Consider the following 21,823-nt stretch of genomic DNA (forward strand, 5'->3'; position numbering starts at 1 on the left):
GAATCTCATCTTGAGGCGGGCTTCGCGCTTAGATGCTTTCAGCGCTTATCCCTCCCGCACTTGGCTACCCAGCGATGCTCCTGGCGGAACAACTGGTACACCAGCGGTGCGTCCATCCCGGTCCTCTCGTACTAAGGACAGCCCCTCTCAAATTTCCTACGCCCGCGACAGATAGGGACCGAACTGTCTCACGACGTTCTGAACCCAGCTCGCGTACCGCTTTAATGGGCGAACAGCCCAACCCTTGGGACCTACTTCAGCCCCAGGATGCGATGAGCCGACATCGAGGTGCCAAACCTCCCCGTCGATGTGGACTCTTGGGGGAGATAAGCCTGTTATCCCCAGGGTAGCTTTTATCCGTTGAGCGATGGCCCTTCCATTCGGTACCACCGGATCACTAAGCCCGACTTTCGTCCCTGCTCGACTTGTAGGTCTCGCAGTCAAGCTCCCTTATGCCTTTGCACTCTTCGAATGATTTCCAACCATTCTGAGGGAACCTTGGGGCGCCTCCGTTACGCTTTAGGAGGCGACCGCCCCAGTCAAACTGTCCGCCTGACACGGTCCCTTCACCGGATTCACGGTGACAGGTTAGAACCTAGATACGATCAGGGTGGTATCCCAACGGCGCCTCCACCTAAGCTTGCGCTCAGGCTTCCTAGGCTCCCACCTATCCTGTACAGACCGTACCCAAGTTCAATATCAAGCTACAGTAAAGCTCCATGGGGTCTTTCCGTCACGTCGCGGGTAACCTGCATCTTCACAGGTACTAAAATTTCACCGGATCTCTCGTTGAGACAGCGCCCAAGTCGTTACGCCATTCGTGCGGGTCAGAATTTACCTGACAAGGAATTTCGCTACCTTAGGACCGTTATAGTTACGGCCGCCGTTTACTGGGGCTTCGGTTCACAGCTTCGGGTTGCCCCTAACCGCTCCCCTTAACCTTCCAGCACCGGGCAGGCGTCAGCCCGTATACTTCGCCTTACGGCTTCGCACAGACCTGTGTTTTTGCTAAACAGTCGCTTGGGCCTATTCACTGCGGCCCCCCTCGGGCTATTCACCCTACCGAGGCACCCCTTCTCCCGAAGTTACGGGGTCATTTTGCCGAGTTCCTTAACGAGAGTTCTTCCGCGCGCCTTAGAATTCTCTTCTCGCCTACCTGTGTCGGTTTGCGGTACGGGCACCTTCTCCTGGCTAGAGGCTTTTCTCGGCAGCGTGAGCACGGAACCTTCGGTACTGTAATTTTCCCTCCCCATCACAGCTCAAGGTATTAGTGTGCGGATTTGCCTACACACACCCCTCACTGCTTGGACGAGCTATTCCATCAGCTCGCGTTCTTGCCCTCCTGCGTCCCCCCATCGCTCGTAACGGATTACGGTGGTACAGGAATTTCAACCTGTTGTCCTTCGACTACGCCTTTCGGCCTCGCCTTAGGTCCCGACTTACCCTGAGCGGACGAACCTTCCTCAGGAACCCTTAGGCTTTCGGCGGACAGGATTCTCACCTGTCTTTTCGTTACTCATACCGGCATTCTCACTTGAATGCAGTCCACCGGTCCTCTCGGTCCGACTTCAACCCGCATTCAACGCTCCCCTACCCAAGTACACAAAGTGTACATGCCATAGCTTCGGTGGTGTGTTTAGCCCCGTTACATTTTCGGCGCAGAGTCACTCGACCAGTGAGCTATTACGCACTCTTTAAATGGTGGCTGCTTCTAAGCCAACATCCTGGTTGTCTTCGCAACTCCACATCCTTTCCCACTTAACACACACTTGGGGACCTTAGCTGATGATCTGGGCTCTTTCCCTCTTGACGACGGATCTTAGCACTCGCCGTCTGACTCCCGAGCATACATCCATGGCATTCGGAGTTTGACTGGACTTGGTAACCCTTGGCGGGCCCCGCACCCAATCAGTGCTCTACCTCCATGATGCTAAATCTCGAGGCTAGCCCTAAAGCTATTTCGGGGAGAACCAGCTATCTCCGAGTTCGATTGGAATTTCTCCCCTACCCCCACGTCATCCCAGAGCTTTTCAACGCTCACGAGTTCGGGCCTCCAGTAAGTGTTACCTCACCTTCACCCTGCACAGGGGTAGATCACCCGGTTTCGGGTCTACGACTACGTACTAAAGCGCCCTATTCAGACTCGCTTTCGCTGCGGCTCCGTCTCTCCGACTTAACCTCGCACGTAAACGTAACTCGCCGGTTCATTCTACAAAAGGCACGCCATCACCCCTAGATCGGGCTCTGACTTCTTGTAAGCGCACGGTTTCAGGTTCTTTTTCACTCCGCTCCCGCGGTGCTTTTCACCTTTCCCTCACGGTACTGCTTCACTATCGGTCGCCAGGGAGTATTTAGCCTTGGCAGATGGTCCTGCCGGATTCCCACGGGGGTTTCTCGTGTCCCGCGGTACTCGGGATCCGTCTCGGAGGGGATAGACTTTCGGCTACAGGGCTTTTACCTTCTATGCCGGACCTTTCCAGATCTCTTCGCCTAACCTATCCCTTTGTAACTCCATGTGAGACGTCCCACAACCCCTGAGAGCAAGCTCTCAGGTTTGGGCTAATCCGCTTTCGCTCGCCGCTACTGACGGAATCACTCTTGTTTTCTTCTCCTCCAGGTACTTAGATGTTTCAGTTCCCTGGGTGTGCCTCCTTATGAGCTATGGATTCACTCATAGGTGACTGGGCATGACCCCAGCCGGGTTTCCCCATTCGGACATCCCCGGATCAAAGCCTGCTTACGGCTCCCCGAGGCAATTTCGCTGTTCGCCGCGTCCTTCTTAGGCTCCTGGCGCCTAGGCATCCTCCGTGCGCCCTTAATAGCTTAACCTGTCGGCTAAACCACACAAGGCAATGCATGAGAATTTCTAATTTGCGCATTTTCGTTTCGCTATCCGGTTTTCAAGGTGCAAACGAGCGATCGAAGATCGTCTCGTCCGTGCCGCAAGAGGCAGCGTTTCGCTAGAAACGCGTTCGTGCGGTACGCACTGAAGGATTTCTCCTTCAAAACTGAACTCGAGCGTTAAAACCACGGACTTCGTATTGCCCCGAAGGGCTCCTTAGAAAGGAGGTGATCCAGCCGCACCTTCCGATACGGCTACCTTGTTACGACTTCACCCCAATCATCTACCCCACCTTCGACGGCTGGCTCCCTTGCGGGTTACCCCACCGGCTTCGGGTGTTGTAAACTCTCGTGGTGTGACGGGCGGTGTGTACAAGACCCGGGAACGTATTCACCGCGGCATGCTGATCCGCGATTACTAGCAATTCCGACTTCATGCAGGCGAGTTGCAGCCTGCAATCCGAACTGAGACCGGCTTTGGTAGGATTGGCTCCGTCTCGCGACTTCGCAGCCCGTTGTACCGGCCATTGTAGTACGTGTGTAGCCCAGGTCATAAGGGGCATGATGATTTGACGTCATCCCCGCCTTCCTCCGGTTTGTCACCGGCAGTCGATCTAGAGTGCCCACCCAAAGTGCTGGCAACTAAATCCAAGGGTTGCGCTCGTTGCGGGACTTAACCCAACATCTCACGACACGAGCTGACGACAACCATGCACCACCTGTCTCCTCTGTCCCGAAGGAAAGGTCTATCTCTAGACCGGTCAGAGGGATGTCAAGACCTGGTAAGGTTCTTCGCGTTGCTTCGAATTAAACCACATACTCCACTGCTTGTGCGGGTCCCCGTCAATTCCTTTGAGTTTCAGTCTTGCGACCGTACTCCCCAGGCGGAGTGCTTAATGTGTTAACTTCGGCACCGAGGGGTGGACCCCCCCAACACCTAGCACTCATCGTTTACGGCGTGGACTACCAGGGTATCTAATCCTGTTTGCTCCCCACGCTTTCGCGCCTCAGCGTCAGTTACAGTCCAGAGAGCCGCCTTCGCCACTGGTGTTCCTCCACATCTCTACGCATTTCACCGCTACACGTGGAATTCCGCTCTCCTCTTCTGCACTCAAGTCTCCCAGTTTCCAGTGCATCACGGGGTTGAGCCCCGCACTTAGACACCAGACTTAAAAGACCGCCTGCGCGCGCTTTACGCCCAATAATTCCGGACAACGCTTGCCCCCTACGTATTACCGCGGCTGCTGGCACGTAGTTAGCCGGGGCTTTCTTCTCAGGTACCGTCATCGAATGAGTAGTTACCTCACCCTTATTCTTCCCTGGCAACAGAGCTTTACGACCCGAAAGCCTTCCTCACTCACGCGGCGTTGCTCCATCAGGCTTGCGCCCATTGTGGAAGATTCCCTACTGCTGCCTCCCGTAGGAGTCTGGGCCGTGTCTCAGTCCCAGTGTGGCCGTTCACCCTCTCAGGTCGGCTACGCATCGTCGCCTTGGTGAGCCGTTACCCCACCAACTAGCTAATGCGCCGCAGGCCCATCCCAAAGCCACAGCTTGCACCGTGTTTCTCAACCCAGTCATGCGACCAAGTTGCCTATCCGGTCTTAGCATTCGTTTCCGAATGTTATCCCGGTCTTTGGGGCAGGTTGCCTACGTGTTACTCACCCGTCCGCCGCTAACCAAGTTTGCAGCAAGCTGCAAACAAGATCCGCTCGACTTGCATGTATTAGGCACGCCGCCAGCGTTCGTCCTGAGCCAGGATCAAACTCTCCATAATAGCGTTTTTGACGAAAGACGTTTCGTTAGAAACGACGATAGTCAAAAGACGCACAGGTAGTTCGACTTGCTCATGATAAAGCTGGTATAACTTTTGCTTCCGCCCCGAAAGGCTTCAGCGTCCGTTTGTTTTAACGCTCGATGTTCAGTTTTCAAGGAGCAATCTTTTAAAGCTTGTCCGCTTCGTTTCCGAAGCAGGAATTAGATCTTATCATAACCACGCGGCTCTTGCAATACCCTTTTTTCTTCCTTTCGAAACTCGTATGTATAATCACCAGTGTTCGGATGGTTTTAAAACGGCTTTGCAAAAGGCACAAGAAGTAATTTAACATATCTCCCTTGCGATGCGCAACCCCTTTTTTTAAAAATATATTTGTTTCTTCCCATCGCACCATGAACGCGTATTGAATGAACAAAAATCGCGATAGCGCTAAAGCCGTTCGATGCTATGCTGAAGACGATAACTTACTCTTCTATATAGAAAGAAAGCGAGCGAGGTGAAAAGGGCTTGTCTTATTTATCATTAAGCACATGGAGCCTGCATCGGCTGCTCGGTCCGCTCCGGTGGACGGCCTGGGATGCCGAAGGCGAGCGTCATATCGTTAACGAACAGGAACAGCCGGAAAATTTGACGCTGCTTCAACTGCCTGCCGAAGCGGCGAAAAGAGGCTATGCTGCGTTGGAAATCTGTCATTTTCATTTTCCAAGCACCGAACCCGATTATCTGAACCGACTCCGCGAAGCCTTCCAAGCAACCGGCGTTCGATTCGATACGCTGTTGCTGGATTACGGGGATCTGACTTTGAACGATTCAATCAGGCTGACGGCGGATCTGGCGCTCATACGAGCGTGGATCGATGCGGCTTCACTTGCCGGAGCAAAACAAATCAGAATCGTCGCCGGCGAACGCGACGGATCGGACAAAACGGCTTTGGCGCAGTCCGCACGGCACCTTAGAGATTTGGCCGCTTATGCAAACGGGAAAAACGTAAACGTCGTCACCGAGAACTTCAAAGCGCTTACCGCGACCGGCGAGCATTGCCGCGAGCTTGTCACGCTGACCGAGCCGGAGGTGCAATGGATCACGGACTTCGGCAATTTCTCAGGCGCTCGCAAGTACGAGGAGCTAGAGATGATCCTTACGCATAGCGTGTCCGTGCACGCGAAAGCCCAATATGACGATCGAGGCTGGCCCGATCGCGCGGAATTCGAGCGCTGCCTGGACCGAGCGATCGGAAGCGGCTTCAACGGGGCGTACGTTTTAATCTACGACGGACCGGGAGACATGTGGGAAGGCTTGGAACGGATTAAAACGATCGTGGAAACAAGGCTGCGCGGCTAAAACAGCACAATAAACGAATCGCCCCGCAGTCAAGGCACGCGGGGCTGTTTTTGCAAAAAAAGCGTGTTATAGAATTCTTTTAGCGGTGACGTACCTGGATTTCCAATAAGCGCTGTTCATGTTGGATACGGTGACGCCTTGACTAGTGCTGGCATGCAGGATCTTGCCGCTACCGGCGTAGATGGCGACGTGGCCGATCCAGTTATTTGAGGAGCTAAAGAAGACCAGATCCCCAACGCTCAGCGAGCCCTTCGTTACCTTCGTGCCCTTGCCGGCAATAGCGGCGGCCGTGCGCGGCAGCTTCGTGCCTTCATTTCCGAAAATGTATTGAACAAACGACGAGCAATCGAAAGCGGTAGTCAATCCGCTGGCCGCGCCGTACAGATAAGGCGTGCCTATGTATTGCTTGCCGAAAGAAAGCAATGCGAGCGATTCGGGCGTTGCGGCGGAAGCCTTCGAAGTTCCCAGCGCGGATGCGCCTCCAAATAACAAACCGGCGGCAAGGACGGCGGACACGACAGGTTTGATCAGCTTGCGAACATTCATAGGTTAAGATCCTCCGGGCAATTTTGTATGATAATCTTGCTTGGAATTGATCTTAACACATCCGAATCATCCTCTATTTTCCAAAAAGAAGACAATGCCGCGAAAATCGCCGTTTAAAGCGCGATTGTTAAAATGGCGTGAGAAAAAGTTAATCAACAAAAACCGCCGGAAATTTTCTTTCCGGCGGTCTTCCATTAGCGTCTATCGTCGCTCGTGCTGCGCGAACGCATGCCTGCGAGGCCGAGCAAGCCCAGCAAGCCAAGCCAGCCCCAGTTCGATCCGCGGCCGGTCGTCGTCGTAGCCTTAGCTCTGTACGTGCCATCCACCGAACGAGTGCGGTAAGTGCCGGTCGTCGTCGGCGTGTTGTAGCCAGTATAGCTGCGGGCATTGTAGGTGGTCGATGTGGAATAAGGGCTTACCGTGCCCGTCGTATTCGTACGGTAACCGCCCATCGTGCCGCCCGTTCCCATGCCGGATACGCCCGTTTCGCCGGTGCCATACATGCTGGTCGTGCCGGTCGTTCCGTAAGTTCCGGTCGTTCCGTAAGTGCCGGTCGTTCCGTAAGTGCCGGTCGTGCCATGCGTGCCGGTCGTGCCATAAGCCAACGGAGTCGGAGAAGGACTCGGGACGGCCGTCGAAAAAGAAGTGGCATAAGCGGGAACGGCCAAAAACATGGACAGGCACGTACAGGCTGCTGCTTTGCGAAGCGTCGATTTCAAAATGCGTTCCTCCTCGGGAAAGTGGGATTGACAAGACCAAGCGCGAATGCCCTTGTAATGTCCCTCCGACGCCCCGTTCGCATACCGTGAGAAAACTGCCATTCCGCTCAATCGAGCCCTGTTTATGCAGCAAGTCCTATCCGTGCCCCCGCGGTTATTCGAATGCGCTCAGCGGCACCGCGAATTCCGGCATGCCGGCTGCGTACGGCGTATACTCGTACTGTTCGAAATAAATGACGAGGACCCCGTGCCTCAGGAAAAACGGCCGGTCGGCTTCGATCGATTTGAACGGCGTCAGCAGGTCCAGCTTGCGTTCTTTAATCTGCGTTTGAATGGCGCGATTAATAATGGAGACATAGTCCGCGCTGCCGCCCGCGACATCCTTCAGCGAAAGCAGATCTCCCGTCTTCAAATCGAACGTATACGGTACGCGTTGGGTGCCGCCGTGGGCTCCGCCAGTATAAACGTAATAGTCCATGTACAAGCTAAGCAGACCCGCTTCATTGTTTGCGATCGTGTAAATACCTTCGAACGCGACCGGTGGAATTTCCATGCCCGGATTGCTCTTCTCGGCATCGGCATTGTCTTTGGCGGCCTTCTCGATCGTCTGACGGCCGGTTGCAGCGTACCTTTCTGCCTCGGATTTCAGCTTGGCGTTTATTTTTGCCTGCGCTTCTTCGTTTTCCATCCCGGACAATACCGGATAGGAAACGGTCAGCGACAGCTTGGAAGCTTCATGAGTGATCTGCTCCGACTGCCAGGTCAGCTTATTCTCGGCAATCGGCGCGATGGACACGGTCTTGGTAGGCGCGTCGTATCCGATGCGATATCCGAAACTCTCGAGGACGAAACGCAGCGGCACAAAAGTCGAGCCCGCTTGAACGTAAGCAGGCGAGGCGTATAAGCGCTCGCCGTTGAGCCGATATCCGGAAGCCGGAGACAGCTGCATCGTCCGGCCGCGTCCGGTCAGCGTCGTTTCCCGCGTTTTCGGGTCCCACGAGGTGCCGATGCCCAGCCGATCGTTCAGCGAACGAAGGCCAATGTAGGATTCTCCTTCCACGATGGCGGCCGGCAGGTACACTTTTTTTGCCGTCGATCGCGAAAGGTCTCGCCGAAATTTGGAGCGAAGGCTCCGAAATCGCAGCTTGGGCCCGTTCGGCTCCGCCGGTGCCGGCAAGTCCGGCAACCGCCAGCGCCGCGGCCAGCGCGGCGATTTTAGCCCGGCGCAGCAAAACGGAATTTGATGCTTTAAGCGTAGCAGCCATGATTGCGGCCTCCTCCAACAGGAATTAAAGTCTTCCGGCCTTTACCCAAAATTCAAACGGCAGGATCAGCTCGCGCTAAAAAACCGTCCGATAAATCGCTTTGTTCTCCAATCCTCTGATCATAGGCGTCCATGCTTCGCCTTCCGGAAGCGCGCCCAGAGCATCCTCCGCCATCTGCAGCTTGGCGTCCAGCGAATCGATATAATGCAGCGCGATCGCTTCGGCCGTCTGCGGCTGAACGGGACTGCCCCACTCCCCTAAATTATGATGCGAAAGAATCAGATGCTGCAATGCCACGACCTTCGGCGAGTCGGCCGGGATGCCGAGCTTAAGCGCAGCTTCGGTCACCCAGGTCGAAGCGAGGGCGATATGCCCGATCAAGCGGCCTTGCAGGCTGTATTCGGATACGATGCCCAGACTCGCCGTGAGCTCCTCGGTCTTGGCGATATCATGGAGCAGGATGCCCGCGCGCAGCAGGTCGGCATTCAAAAAAGGACGCTGGCGGCAAATAAAATCCCCGATCTCAAGCATGCGAACAGTATGGTAGGCTAGACCCGAATAGTAATTGTGATGGTGGGTTTTGGCGGCGGGATAATGGGACAATTTATCCCCGACCTTGGCCAGGCAATAGTCGACGAGCCCGCGAAGCTCCGCGTCCGCGATCTCGGATGCCGTCCGCTGGATCGTATGTACCAGATCGGCGGCGGCGATCGGCGCCGCCTTGATGAAGTCCGCGATCGCCACGCCGTCCTGTTCGACGGCCAGACGAATCCGATTCACCTTGATTTGAAGCTTTTCCCGGTAGAGCTGAACGACCCCTTGCACTTTGACAAGCCCCATCGGCGCGAACAGGCTCTTCTCCGCGGGAGAGACGTCCCAGTACTTAGCCGACAGCTGGCCGCTGGCATCGCAAAGCACGATGTCGAAATAGTCTTTGGCCGGCGTACCGTTCGTCTGCTTAACCTCGAATTCGCGCAGCAGGTAAAAGCCGACGAACTCGCTGCCGCTGCTCATTTCCCTGATTAACGTCACGTTGGCATCCCTGCTTTCCTTCTTTTGCAGACAGTATAGCAGAATCGCCAAAACCCTACTAATAACTGAATAGACGAAGCGGCGCCGCAAAAAGTTGACCGCAAACGAGATTTTTCGAATGCAGGCGACAATACAGGCGTGTTAGGCGTCGACCTAACTGGAGCAGCGGCCCCATTTCTCGTTCGTCGGCTGTTTGGACGAACCCGATGTTGGCTAATGAATTGTTAAAAGAAAAAGGAGTTGACTGGCGATGCCGAATCAGCATGTAGTGCCTCACGAAAAAGGCTGGGCCGTACGCGGGGAAGGATCGAGCCGGCCGGAGGTCGTGACGAATACGAAACAAGAGGCGGTCGAAGCGGCGCGCAAGCTGGCGCAAGAGCAGCGCTCCGAGCTTGTCATTCACGGCATGGACGGCCGAATCCAGACGAAGGACAGCCACGGCCACGATCCCTTTCCTCCAAAAGGCTAAGCGAACCGCCGGGGCTGCCGGCTGCCTTGACGAATCTGTTGGTGACAAAAGAAAAAAGCGGGACGCGGCGGATCATTCGATCTGCTGCGTCCCGCTTTTTCGCGGAGCGATAAAGCTGCATCCAATCGCGTTATACCATAACTTTGCAAATGTCGTTCGTGAACTCGACCGGATCTTCGATCGGCAGCCCTTCGATGAGCAGCGCCTGGTTGTATAGCAGCGCCGTATACAGGCCGAGCTTCTCTTTATCCGATTCGAACGCGCTCTTCAGCGACTTGAATACGTCGTGATGCGTGTTGATCTCGAGCACCTTGTCCGCCTTGACGTCCGGATTGTTCGGCATCATACGCAGCACCTTTTCCATCTCGATCGTCACTTCGCCCTCGGTGGACAGGCAGACGGGATGCGACCGCAGCCGCTTGGAAGCCTTGACGCTCTTGACCTTGTCGCCGAGCAGCTCCTTCATCGCGCCGAACAGCCCTTCGTACTCTTGCTGTTCCTGTTGCGCCTCCTTGGCCTCGTCTTCGGTCTCGATGCCGAGATCCCCGCTCGATACGCTGCGGAATTCCTTTTCCTTGTACTTCATGATCATCTTGATCGCGAACTCGTCGATATCGTCGGTGAAGTAAAGGATCTCGTAGCCTTTGTCCGCGACCAGCTCGGTCTGAGGCAGCTTCGCGATGCGCTCGTTCGAATCGCCGGTCGCGTAGTAAATGTACTTCTGCTCCTCCGGCATCCGGGACACGTAATCTTCGAGACTGACCAGCTTCTTCTCCTTGGACGAGTAGAACATCAGCAGATCCTGCAGCGTGTCCTTATGCATGCCGTAGTCGCTGTAAACGCCGTACTTCAATTGACGGCCGAACGCTTGGTAGAACTTCTCGTACTTCTCGCGATCGTCCCGCTGCAGGCGAGTCAGCTCGCCCTTGATCTTGCTCTCGATGTTTTTGGCGATCAGCTTGAGCTGGCGGTCGTGCTGCAGCATCTCGCGGGAGATGTTGAGCGACAAGCTCTCGGAATCGACCATGCCCTTGACGAAGCTGAAGTAGTCCGGGAGCAGGTCTCCGCACTTGTTCATGATAAGGACGCCGTTCGCGTACAGCTCGAGTCCCTTTTCGTATTCCTTGGAGTAATAATCGAACGGCATGCTCTCGGGAATGTAGAGAATCGCCTGGTACACGATCGCGCCGTCCGCGCTGATATGGATATGCTTCAGCGGCTTGTCGAAGCCGTAGTGCTTTTCGTTGTAAAAATTCTCGTAGTCCTCGTCCTTCAGCTCGCTCTTGTTTTTGCGCCAGATCGGCACCATGCTGTTGACGCGTTCTTCTTCGGTATACGACTCGTATTCGCTCTCCGTGCCTTCCTTGAGGCGGCTCTTGGTGGCGTTCATCTTGATCGGGTAGCGGATGAAGTCGGAGTACTTCTTGATAATGGAACGAAGGCGATACTCCTCGAGATACTCGTCGTAGCTGTCGTCCTCGGTGTTGTCCTTGATCTTAAGCGTGATCTCGGTGCCGACCTCGTCCTTGCTGGCAGGCTCGATCGTGTAGCCTTCGGCTCCGTCGGACTCCCACTTGTAAGCGGTGTCGCTGCCAAGCGCGCGGCTCACGACCGTGACATTGTCCGCGACCATGAACGCCGAATAGAAGCCGACGCCGAACTGCCCGATGATGTCGTGGCCTTCCTTGGACGCGTTCTCCTGCTTGAAGGCGAGCGAGCCGCTCTTGGCGATGACGCCCAGATGCGTCTCCAGCTCTTCCCGCGTCATGCCGATGCCGGTGTCGCGGAGGGTGAGCGTGCGGGCGGCTTTGTCGGGAATGACTTGAATATAGTAGTCGTCTTTGTTGAATACGAGCTTGTCGTCGGTCAGCGCCTTGTAATAAATCTTGTCGATGGCGTCGCTCGCGTTCGAGATCAGCTCCCGGAGGAAGATCTCCTTCTGCGTATAGATGGAGTTGATCATCATCTCCAGCAGCCGCTTGGATTCGGCCTGGAACGGTTTCTTTTCCATCGTTCTACTCTCTCCTTCGATGCTTCGCGTAGTGTTAGCACTCTCGCGCAGGGAGTGCTATTTCCTTCTTTTTTATAACACTGGATTCTCGGTAAAGTCAATACGAAGCCCGGCTTCCGCCCTTCGAACGTCTTCGCCGGCGAAATAAAAAAGCACCCCGTCCAAGCAACACGCGCGTGTTGAGCTTAGGAGAGGTGCTTCCCCATAAAAGATACGGAGGCGAGCTGGGCCAAGGAGCGGTTATTCCCCCGCGAGCTCTCGCTGGAAGGCGGCGATGGCCCGATATTCGTCCTTCAGGCTTCGCGAGACGTTGATAAAAATCGGCAGCAGCTTGTGATAAACGGCCGCGTGAGCCGGATCCGGCGCGTGCCGGTGCGTAGCGCCGACCATGCCGGCCGCGACGTTCAGCGAGCCGATCCGTCCGGTCGCGTACAGGCCGAGCACGGCCGCCCCGAGGCAGGAGCTCTCGAAGCTCTCCGGCACGATGAGCTCCTGGTCGAAGATGTCCGCCATCATCTGACGCCACAGCGCGGACCTAGCGAAGCCGCCCGTCGCATGGATGCGGCGGGGTCGTCCGATTCGTTCTTCCACGGCGAGCAGTACGGTATACAAATTAAAGATGACGCCTTCGAGCACGGCGCGCAGCATATGCTCCTTGCCGTGATGCAGCGTGAGGCCGAAAAACGAGCCTCTCGCGTTGGCGTCCCACAGCGGGGAGCGCTCGCCCGTCATATACGGATGGAAGAGGAGGCCTTCGCTGCCCGGCGGCACTTTGGCTGCGATGTCCATGAGCAGGTCGTTCGAATCCACCTTCAGCCGCTTGGCCGTCTCGGATACCGACGACCCGAACTCCTCCCGGGCCCAGCGCAGCAGCACGCCGCCGTTGTTGACCGGGCCGCCGATGACCCAATGCCGCTCGGTGAGCGCGTAGCAGAACGTGCGCCCCTTCGGATCGACCGCCGGGCGGTCGGTCACGGTCCGGATCGCGCCGCTCGTGCCGATCGTCGCGGCGACGACGCCAGGCTCGATCGCGCCGACGCCTAGGTTGGACAGCACGCCGTCGCTGGCGCCGACGATAAAAGGCGTGTCCGCCGCGAGCCCCGTCTCCTGCGCATACGCTTCGTTCAAGCCGGCGAGCGTATACGTCGTCGGCACGAGCCGCGACAGCCGATCCGCGGTCACGCCCGCTGCCGCGAGCGCCTCTTCGTCCCAATCCAGCCGCTCCAGGTTCATCAGTCCGGTCGCGGATGCGATCGAATGGTCGACGACGTACTCGCCGAACAGCTTGGCGAACACGTATTCCTTGATCGAGATGAACCGTCGCGCGGTCCGGAATAACTCGCTCTGCGATTCGCGCAGCCACATCAGCTTGGTCAGCGGGGACATCGGATGAATCGGCGTGCCCGTCCGCAAATATATCGCGTGGCCCGTTCCGTCTTCCCGGAGGCGCTCCGCCCATGCGGCGCTGCGATTGTCCCCCCACGTGATGCTGCGCGTGAGCGGCCGGCCCTCCCCGTCCACAGCGATCAGGCTGTGCATCGCCGAGCTGAAGGACACGAACAGCACGCGCCCCGGATCGATGCCGCTCCGATCCATCACGCTTCGCAGCGTCAGAAGAGCGGCTCGGAAGATCTCGTCCGGATCCTGTTCGGCGACGACCGGCGAGGGCGTATAGAGCGGGTATTCCACGGTCTCCTGCGCCGCGACCTTTCCGCTTTCCTCGAACAGCACGGACTTCGTGCTGGTGGTGCCGATATCGACGCCGATCATATACATGGAGGCATGCATGTTACGACCTTCTTTCCTATCGTTGAATGAATAACGGCGGAGCCACTTACATAAAAACGCTGACTAACATAATAAGCGCGAGCGCGACGACGGAGAGCAGCGTCTCCATCACCGTCCATGACTTCAGCGTCTGCGGTACCGACATGTTGAAAAACTCCTTGACCATCCAGAATCCGGCGTCGTTGACGTGAGACAGCACGAGCGAGCCCGCGCCCGTCGCCAGAACGGCCAGCTCAACGTTGGCCCCCGGACTTAACGCAAGCACCGGCGCGACGATGCCGGCCGCCGTCGTCATCGCTACGGTCGCCGAGCCTGTCGCCACGCGGATCAGGGCCGCGACCAGCCAGGCGAACAGCAGGACGTTCACGTTCGCCTGCGTGGCGATGGCCGCGATCGCGTCGCCGACGCCGCTGTTGATCAGCACCTGCTTGAAGGCGCCGCCGCCGCCGATGATCAAAATGATCGAAGCGGTGGGCGCCAGGCATTCGTGCGTGAACCGGGAAATGTCGGTTTTAGAAAAGCCTCGGGCAAAACCGAGCGAGAACAGCGAGAAAACGACCGCGATCAGCAGCGCGACGACCTCGTTCCCGATGAACGCGCAAAAGCGCGTCACGGGGCTGACCGCCTGCGGATCGGCGATGCTCGCGATCGATCCCGCCAGCATTAGAATAACAGGCAGCAGAATGGTAAACAATGTAATGCCGAATCCCGGCAGGTCGCCCTTCTCCCGCGAGCTGAACTGCTTGGCGAGATTTTCGGGCGGCGAGACGTCGATTCGCTTGCCGATCCATTTGCCGAACAGCGGACCCGCGATGATTGCCGTGGGCAGCCCGATAATGAGCGAATAGAGGATGGTCTTGCCCAGATCAGCCTTGAATGCGTCGATTGCGATCATCGGCGCCGGATGCGGCGGCACGAGTCCATGGACCGTCGACAAGCCGGCCAGCACGGGAATTCCGATCTGCAGAAGCGGCATCTTGACCTTGCGCGCGACGATGAACACGATCGGAATGAGCAAAATGACGCCGACCTCGAAAAAGACGGGAATGCCGACGATAAAACCGACGATCATCATCGCCCAATGGACCCGTTTTTCCCCGAATCGGTCGATCAGCGTCGTCGCGATGCGCTCCGCCCCGCCCGACTCGGCCATCATCTTGCCCAGCATCGTGCCCAGGCCGATGACGATGGCGATCGTGCCCAGCGTGCCCCCGAGACCGCCCGTCACCGACTTGATCAGCGCCTGGCTGTCCATGCCGGCCAAAAAACCGAGGAGCAGCGCGGAGAGCAGCAGCGTGACGAACGGATTCCACCTGAACTTGGCGATCATGACCACCAAAAATACGATCGCGAGCAGCGCCCAGACGAGCAGCGTCGCGTTATGTCCGAAACCGAATACATTGTCCAAGATCCAAACCTCCGTTGATCGTATTGCGGATCCCTTTGCTAAAGATGGTATACCCAGCACACACGTATACTAGTCGACAAGTTTGATTGAAAAGAAGGGCTTCGACCTGAACCAGGCGTTGCCCGCAAGCCACGAAGCCATTTGGAAAATTAGGACCAGGTACTTCGGAGCGTCCTGCGCGAGTCGGCGAAGTAATCCCGGACGACCTCCGCAATCCGCGCTTCGTCTCCGGATTGGATCGCGTCCGCGATCGTCTCATGCTTGGCGACGACGCGTTCGAGCCGGTCCGGACCGCCTCCGAAAACTTCCTCCGTCGTGAGCAGCATGACGGCGAGCACCACATGGCGAACGCTGTCCCACAACCGCGCGATCCGGGCATGTCCGGCCGCCGCGACCAGACCGTCGTGGAATTGGAAATCCAGCCAGGCGAACTCGGCGATGTCCGCATATTTGGCGGCCACGCGCATGCTGTCGATGCGGTGACGCAGCGTCGAGATCACTTCAGGCGGGCAGGATGACGCGAGGCGCTGCTGCGCGAAGCTTTCGATAAGATAACGAACGTCGTACAGCTCGGCGATATCCTTGGCGGAGAGACCCAGCACGACCGCGCCCATCCGCTCGAGACGGATCAAGCCTTCGTTGGATAGCGCTTTCAGCGCTTCTCTGACGGGAGATCGGCTCGTGCCGAAGTCCGCGGCGATTTTATTTTCCGAAATAACGTCGCCCTGCTTCAAGGTACCGTCCACGATTCGCAGCCGCAGCTCGCCGGCGATCGCTTCGCCGCGAGATTGTCCCTTCAGCCAAGCGGCAGGATACTGTCGCATGGATACCAACCTTCTCTCTGCGCTTCCGGCACGCAAACTTGTCGACAAGTCGACCTGTATATATTAACTTGCGCATATCGTCCTGTAAATAGTCTTGCTCACAGCACTCTCGAGAGCTTGCGGTATTCCCGAGGGGGAGATGCCTTCGCCGGCCGTGAAGATGCGGCTGAAGTAGTGCAGGTCCGGGTAGCCGATCTTCGCCCCCACGGTCTCGACCGACCAGTCCGTCTCCCTCAGCAGCCTGCGGGCTTCGCGGAGCCGGATCGACTGAATCATGCGCCCCGGGGGCAAGCCGGCGATCTGTTTGAACAGCTTGGAGGCATAGTCCTCGCTGACCTTCAATTCCCGCGCGACGCGCTCGGCGCTCCAGGAAGCGCCCGGCTCCTTTTCCATCGTTTCGACCATTTTGCGGATTCGCTCGCGATGCACGGAATCGCTGCCGTCGGCACCCTCGTCTCCCGTCCGAAGCAGCATCGCGAGTATGCCCAGCATCAAGGACTTGCATGCGAGCTCATAGCCGCTGCGCCGCATCGTGAACTCGCCGACGAGCCGGTCCATCATTTGAAAGCATTCCGGTACGCACGCATAAACCGCGCGCGCGGACAGCGCTTCAAGATCAGGCGCGATCGGTTCCTCCGCGAATTTATCCAAGTCCGGCTCGGCCACCAGGTCGTGCGATACCATATCGCTCTCCGTCGCGATCCGAAGCTTCCCGTCGAAGTCGAAGTGAATCCCGAGCAGCGTCGCGCCGTTCGCGGACACGATCGCATTGCGGTGCGGCACGCCCGACGGGAGGACGACGGCCTCTCCTTCGCCGATCGTATAGCGCGCGCCGCGCATCTCGGTCGCCAGCTTTCCTTTGCACACGCAGATCAACTCGAAGTCGTAAATATACCGTTCGGGCAACGTGCCTGGCGGGAGCTTCTGGTACTGCGCATAATGGACGGTCGGCGACCAGTCCTTCGCCGGCAGCGCCCGGCGCAGCGGGAAACGCGCAAAATCCATCCATACGACACTCCCTTCGTTCCATCATTTTAACATAAGCATCGCTATTAGAACGGAATCGTGCAAGTTTTAGCTTTCTTCTCTAAATGAACGCGACGGCGCCTTCCTTATAATGAAAGACAAATAAAACGCTTGCCCAAGGAGGACTATTCCGATGAAAAAAGGCATTAATATCTGGTCGTTCGGCGACGGCGTCTCGATCAAGGACGCGATCGCGACGGCCAAGGACGCAGGCTTCGACGGCATCGAGCTCTCGCTGAACGAGACCGGCGAACTCGGTCTGGAAGCGACGGACGCCGAACTGGCGAGCATCAAGCGGCAGCTGGCGGACACGGGACTTGAGCTGGCCGGCCTGGCGACGGGTCTGTACTGGTCCTACGCGATGACGAGCGAGACCGAAGCGAACCGCCTGAAGGCGATAGACGTATGCAAAAAGCAAATCGAAACCGCTGCCAAGCTCGGCGCGGACGCGATCCTGGTCATTCCCGGCGCCGTAGGCGTGGACTTCATTCCGGGCAGCGAAGTCGTTCCTTATGACGTCGCTTACGACCGCGCGCTCGAGGCGATCTCGAAGCTCGCGCCCGAAGCCGAAGCCGCAGGCGTATCCATCGGCATCGAGAACGTCTGGAACAAGTTCCTGCTCTCCCCGCTCGAGATGCGCGGGTTCATCGACGCGATCGGCTCCAAGTTCGTCGGCTCCTACTTCGACGTAGGCAACACGGTTTATAGCGGCTATTCCGAGCACTGGATCCGCATCCTAGGCCCTCGCATCAAAAAAGTTCACTTCAAGGATTACCGCAGGCAAGCGGGCGGCTTGCACGGCTTCGTCGACCTGCTGGCGGGCGACGTCGACTATCCGGCCGTCGTCGCGGCGCTGCAGGAGATCGGCTACGACGGTTACGTCACGGCGGAGATGATCCCGCAGTACGCGCACCACACCAAGCAAATCATCTACAATACTTCCGGCGCGATGGACGCCATTCTGGGAAGGAAGGGCTAATCGCATGCTAAAAATCGGACTTATCGGCTTCGGCTTCATGGGAAGAATGCACTTCGACAACTATAAGCGCCTGGCCGCGGAAGGACAGCAGATCAAAGTCGTCGCCATCTGCGACGTGGCGATCGAAACGCTGAAAAACGCCAAGGCCGGCGGCAATATGGCGACCGCGCAGGAAACGTACGACCTGTCCGGCTATGCGCTTTACGACTCCGTCGATCAGATGATCGCGAGCGAAGAGCTCGATTTGATCGATATCACGCTGCCGACGACGCTGCACGCCGATCTGACTTGCGAGCTGCTCGAGAAGGGCTATCACGTCTTCTGCGAAAAGCCGATGGCGCGCAGCTCCGACCAGGCGCGCCGGATGGTCGAAACGGCCGAGCGTACCGGACGCAAGCTGCAGATCGGCCAATGCCTCCGTTTCTGGCCGGCTTACGAGTATCTCAAGGCTTGCGTGGAAGACAAGCGCTACGGCGACGTGACGGGCGGTTACTTCTATAGAGGCTCCCATGCGCCGGCAGGCTGGTTCCTCAACGGCGAGCTGAGCGGCGGCGCCCTGCTCGACATGCACATTCACGACACCGACATCGTGAATTGGCTGTTCGGCAAGCCCGAGCGCGTATCCACGATCGGACGCAACAACATCCCGGGCAGCGGGTTTGACGCCGCTTCCACGCATTACGTCTATCCCGACGGGAAGGTGTTAAACGCCCAGGTCGACTGGACGCTCGAAGGCGACTTCGGCTTCGAGATGGGCTTCCGCGTCAATTTCGCCGGGGCCAACATCATCCTCGGCAAAGACGGCCTTACCGTCAATCCGAGCGACGCGCCGGGATTCAAGCCTGAGCTGGCCGATCACGACGGCTACTACGGCGAGCTGCGCAGCTTCACGAACGCGATCCTGAAGGACGAAGCGATCGAGGTCTGCCCGCCGGCAAGCACGCTCGCCTCCCTCGAGATCGTCGAAGCGGAGCAGCAATCCGCCGAGCGCGGCGGCGAGTGGATCAAGCTGTAAAAGGCAAGTGCAAGGAGTAGCACCCCGGGACCGCGCAGCGATGCGCGGTCTTTTTCGCGCGCGGCGAAAGGTGAAGCGGCGTACGCTCCAAGCGAGATTTGCGCCGTTGCAGCTGCGGGATCGGCTTCGCTTGCCCCTACAACGGCGGAATGCGCGGCTGTGGCTCGCGGTGGACGCTCCAAGCGAGATTTACGCCGTTGCAGCTGCGGGATCGGCTTCGCTTGCCCCTGCAACGGCGGAATGCGCGGCTGCAACCACGCTAGGCGGCGCACTTCCGCTAGCATCTGCCTGCCTCCCGCCAATACACCTCGCCTCCATGCGCGCGATTACGCGGTCCAGCCAAAAAAAAGCGCTGCCCGGGCACAAAAGCCCAGGCAGCGCTTTATTCGTTCATTGCCGCTCATTCAGCCAATCAGCCATCGCCTGCGCGGCCGCCTCCGGCGTCTGGCTGCCGGCGTCCACCTTGAAGTGATGCCGTTCGTAGATCGCCTGGCGCGTCTCGTAGAGCGCTCGAATCTCCTCGTCCGTCTTGTTCTGCAGAATCGGTCGGCTGTCGCGGATGAGCGGCAGTCTCGTCTTCCATTGCTCCCATGGAATATCCATTAAAAAGACGGCCGCGTTCGCCATGCACAAATCGCGGATCTCTTCCTGAAGGAAGGCTCCGCCTCCGACCGACAGAACCGCGTCCCGCTTCTGAAGGCACAGCTCTCGAATATACTCTTTTTCCATCCGGCGAAACGCCTCTTCGCCAAGCGTCCTGAATATCTCGGTAACCGGCATCCCGCGCTCCGTCGAGATGAGCTCGTCCACATCGATGAATTCGCGGGACAGCTTGGCCGCGAGGACTTTGCCGATCGTCGTCTTGCCCGCGCCCATGAATCCGATCAGCACGATATTGCGTTCATGGTAAGGCACGAATCCGTCCGCTTGCATGAAGATGATCACTCTTTTCCGTTATCGTTTATCTCCCAATTATAGCGATATGCCGGCACCCCGCCAATGAAAATCAGGAATATCCAAAAACAGTGTTGCATATATACTGTTTATATAATACACTGTGTACATAATAAACAGTTAAAGAGACGAGAGGAGCTTTCCTTATGAAATTCGCGATCGAAGTCAAGGACTTGCGCAAAAGCTTCGGCGATCAAAAGGTGCTGGGCGGCGTCGACATCTTCGTTCCCGAAGGCCAGATCTACGCGCTGCTCGGCCCGAACGGCGCAGGCAAGACGACGCTCATCAACATCCTGACGACGCTGGTCGCGGCGGACGGCGGCAGCGCCCGGATCGCGGGCTATGACGTCGCGGCCGAGAGCGGCAAGGTCAAGCAATCGATCAGCCTGACGGGACAGTTCGCCGCCGTCGACGAGATGCTGACGGCCGAGGAGAATCTGCGGATGATGTGCAGGCTCTCGGGCATGAAGAGCGCCGAAGCCAAGCGGCGGACGGCCGAACTACTGCAGCAGTTCGATCTGACAGCGGCGGCTCGCAAACGGGTCAAGACGTACTCGGGCGGGATGCGCAGACGGGTTGACCTGGCGATCAGCCTCGTGGCGAGCCGGCCGGTGCTGTTCCTCGACGAGCCGACGACCGGACTCGATACGGTGAGCCGGCGCGCGCTGTGGGACATCATCGAGCGGCTGAAGGCGTCGGGCATCACGATTTTCCTGACGACGCAATATCTGGAGGAGGCGGACCAACTGGCGGACCGGATCGGCGTCATTAACGGCGGACGCCTCGTCGCCGAGGGCACGGCCGCCGAATTGAAAGCCCGCATCGGCGGCGAAGTCATCGAGCTGACGAACGAGCGGGAGCAGTGGAGCCGCACGGTAGCGACGACCGGTTCGGCGCAGGATATCGGACGAATCCTGAACGGCCTGGCCGCATCCCTGCCGGCGGACACCCAGGTGACCATTCGCAGGCCCAGCATGGACGATGTCTTTATCGCGCTCACCCATCAACCTTCGGAGGTGTCCGTATCGTGAACCAATCTCTCTCCCCGCTTGCCCCGCCCTCTTATGCCGCGACCAATGCCGTCTTCATCCGCCGCAGCCTGACCCTAAGCCTTCGCAATACCGAATCGCTCATGATGTCCATCATTTTGCCGGTCATGCTCATGCTGCTGTTCACGTACGTATTCGGCGGCGCGATCGCGCCGGGAGGCGACTACGCCAACTACGTCGTGCCGGGCATCATCCTGCTGTGCGCGGGTTACGGCGCCGCGACGACGGCGGTCGACGTGTCCACGGACATGACGAACGGCATCATCGACCGCTTCCGCACGATGCCGATCCGCAGCTTGTCGGTCGTCACGGGCCATGTCGCCGCGAGCCTCGCGCGCAATCTGGTCGCGACTGGCGTCGTCATCGGCGTGGCGCTGCTCGTCGGATTCCGGCCGAACGGCTCCTTCCTCGAATGGATCGCCGCGCTTGGCGTCATCGTTCTTTTTATCCTCACGCTAACTTGGCTCTACGCCGCGATCGGCCTTGTCGCCGGCAGTCCTTCGGCAGCGAGCGGGTACGGCTTCATCCTGCTGTTCCTGCCCTATCTCTCCAGCGCATTCGTGCCGATCGACACGATGCCGCACTGGCTCCGCGGCGTCGCGAGCCATCAGCCGATCACGCCTCTGATCGAGACGATTCGCGGGCTGCTCCTCGGCACGCCGATCGGAGACCATGCCTGGATCGGCGCCGCCTGGTGCGCGGGGCTCATCCTGATCGCGCTCGTCTGGTGCGGCATCGCCTTCAAGAAGCGCGCGGGACGGAGATAAGCGATCGAACGACCA

17 protein-coding genes and 2 rRNA genes are annotated in these 21,823 nt (G+C 58.0%); 7 read left to right on the forward strand and 12 right to left on the reverse strand.

Annotated elements, in window-relative coordinates:
- Window positions 1-2,829: ribosomal RNA gene (locus tag OMP38_RS11120) — 23S ribosomal RNA — on the reverse strand; the annotation flags it as partial.
- A 233-nt stretch (window positions 2,830-3,062) separates the two neighbouring features.
- Window positions 3,063-4,615: ribosomal RNA gene (locus OMP38_RS11125) — 16S ribosomal RNA — on the reverse strand.
- A gap of 507 nt (window positions 4,616-5,122) precedes the next feature.
- Here OMP38_RS11125 and OMP38_RS11130 point away from each other — a divergent pair.
- Window positions 5,123-5,956: a sugar phosphate isomerase/epimerase family protein gene (locus tag OMP38_RS11130; protein ID WP_277565246.1), complete on the forward strand. Its 834-nt coding sequence runs from the start codon at window positions 5,123-5,125 to the stop codon at window positions 5,954-5,956.
- A 66-nt stretch (window positions 5,957-6,022) separates the two neighbouring features.
- Here the strand turns inward: OMP38_RS11130 and OMP38_RS11135 are convergent, their stop codons facing one another.
- From OMP38_RS11135 to OMP38_RS11145, 3 genes are all read right to left on the reverse strand, one after another.
- On the reverse strand, window positions 6,023-6,502 hold the full coding sequence (locus OMP38_RS11135; RefSeq protein WP_277565247.1) for a C40 family peptidase: 480 nt from the start codon (window positions 6,500-6,502) through the stop codon (window positions 6,023-6,025).
- A 194-nt stretch (window positions 6,503-6,696) separates the two neighbouring features.
- Complete coding sequence (locus OMP38_RS11140) at window positions 6,697-7,221, reverse strand: WGxxGxxG family protein (RefSeq protein WP_277565248.1); 525 nt, start codon at window positions 7,219-7,221, stop codon at window positions 6,697-6,699.
- Window positions 7,222-7,375: 154 nt separating this feature from the next.
- Window positions 7,376-8,302 (reverse strand): stalk domain-containing protein, encoded by a 927-nt coding sequence (locus tag OMP38_RS11145; RefSeq protein WP_277565249.1) that lies wholly within the window; start codon window positions 8,300-8,302, stop codon window positions 7,376-7,378.
- A gap of 5 nt (window positions 8,303-8,307) precedes the next feature.
- Between OMP38_RS11145 and OMP38_RS11150 the strand changes: the two genes are divergently transcribed.
- The gene (locus tag OMP38_RS11150; RefSeq protein WP_277565250.1) at window positions 8,308-8,514 is read left to right on the forward strand and encodes a hypothetical protein; all 207 of its coding nucleotides are present in this window, start codon (window positions 8,308-8,310) and stop codon (window positions 8,512-8,514) included.
- A gap of 47 nt (window positions 8,515-8,561) precedes the next feature.
- On the opposite strand, the gene OMP38_RS11155 is transcribed toward OMP38_RS11150, so the two are convergent.
- Entirely contained in the window at window positions 8,562-9,518 is a 957-nt protein-coding gene (locus OMP38_RS11155; protein ID WP_277565251.1) for a 3'-5' exoribonuclease YhaM family protein, read from the reverse strand.
- A gap of 250 nt (window positions 9,519-9,768) precedes the next feature.
- Here OMP38_RS11155 and OMP38_RS11160 point away from each other — a divergent pair, with 250 nt between their 5' ends.
- Window positions 9,769-9,987 carry a DUF2188 domain-containing protein gene (locus OMP38_RS11160; RefSeq protein ID WP_277565252.1) on the forward strand — a complete coding sequence of 73 codons (219 nt, stop codon included), beginning with the start codon at window positions 9,769-9,771 and terminating at the stop codon, window positions 9,985-9,987.
- A gap of 130 nt (window positions 9,988-10,117) precedes the next feature.
- Here the strand turns inward: OMP38_RS11160 and htpG are convergent, their stop codons facing one another.
- From htpG to OMP38_RS11185, 5 genes are all read right to left on the reverse strand, one after another.
- On the reverse strand, window positions 10,118-11,998 hold the full coding sequence (htpG, locus tag OMP38_RS11165; RefSeq protein WP_277565253.1) for a molecular chaperone HtpG: 1,881 nt from the start codon (window positions 11,996-11,998) through the stop codon (window positions 10,118-10,120).
- Between the two features lie 240 nt (window positions 11,999-12,238).
- Window positions 12,239-13,786 (reverse strand): gluconokinase, encoded by a 1,548-nt coding sequence (gene gntK, locus OMP38_RS11170; protein WP_277565254.1) that lies wholly within the window; start codon window positions 13,784-13,786, stop codon window positions 12,239-12,241.
- A 46-nt stretch (window positions 13,787-13,832) separates the two neighbouring features.
- Complete coding sequence (locus OMP38_RS11175; RefSeq protein WP_277565255.1) at window positions 13,833-15,194, reverse strand: GntT/GntP/DsdX family permease; 1,362 nt, start codon at window positions 15,192-15,194, stop codon at window positions 13,833-13,835.
- A gap of 149 nt (window positions 15,195-15,343) precedes the next feature.
- Window positions 15,344-16,018, reverse strand: coding sequence for a GntR family transcriptional regulator (locus OMP38_RS11180; RefSeq protein ID WP_277565256.1), 675 nt, complete (start codon window positions 16,016-16,018; stop codon window positions 15,344-15,346).
- 63 nt (window positions 16,019-16,081) lie between these two features.
- Window positions 16,082-17,023, reverse strand: coding sequence for a helix-turn-helix domain-containing protein (locus tag OMP38_RS11185; RefSeq protein WP_277565257.1), 942 nt, complete (start codon window positions 17,021-17,023; stop codon window positions 16,082-16,084).
- A gap of 154 nt (window positions 17,024-17,177) precedes the next feature.
- Here OMP38_RS11185 and OMP38_RS11190 point away from each other — a divergent pair, with 154 nt between their 5' ends.
- Both OMP38_RS11190 and OMP38_RS11195 read left to right on the forward strand, forming a co-directional pair.
- A complete protein-coding gene (locus OMP38_RS11190) occupies window positions 17,178-18,023 on the forward strand; it encodes a sugar phosphate isomerase/epimerase family protein (protein ID WP_277565258.1) in 846 nt (281 codons plus the stop codon).
- A gap of 4 nt (window positions 18,024-18,027) precedes the next feature.
- Window positions 18,028-19,038: a Gfo/Idh/MocA family protein gene (locus OMP38_RS11195; protein WP_277565259.1), complete on the forward strand. Its 1,011-nt coding sequence runs from the start codon at window positions 18,028-18,030 to the stop codon at window positions 19,036-19,038.
- Between the two features lie 390 nt (window positions 19,039-19,428).
- Here OMP38_RS11195 and OMP38_RS11200 read toward each other — a convergent pair whose 3' ends face one another.
- A complete protein-coding gene (locus OMP38_RS11200) occupies window positions 19,429-19,971 on the reverse strand; it encodes a shikimate kinase (protein ID WP_277565260.1) in 543 nt (180 codons plus the stop codon).
- Window positions 19,972-20,138: 167 nt separating this feature from the next.
- On the opposite strand from OMP38_RS11200, the gene OMP38_RS11205 reads away from it, so the two are divergent.
- Entirely contained in the window at window positions 20,139-21,023 is an 885-nt protein-coding gene (locus tag OMP38_RS11205; protein ID WP_277565261.1) for an ATP-binding cassette domain-containing protein, read from the forward strand.
- Entirely contained in the window at window positions 21,020-21,808 is a 789-nt protein-coding gene (locus OMP38_RS11210; RefSeq protein WP_277565262.1) for an ABC transporter permease, read from the forward strand. Before OMP38_RS11205 ends, OMP38_RS11210 begins: the two co-directional genes overlap by 4 nt.
- Window positions 21,809-21,823: the final 15 nt, after the last annotated feature.

This window comes from Cohnella ginsengisoli (assembly GCF_029525555.1).
In the GTDB taxonomy this organism is placed as follows: Bacteria; Bacillota; Bacilli; order Paenibacillales; family Paenibacillaceae; genus Cohnella; species Cohnella ginsengisoli.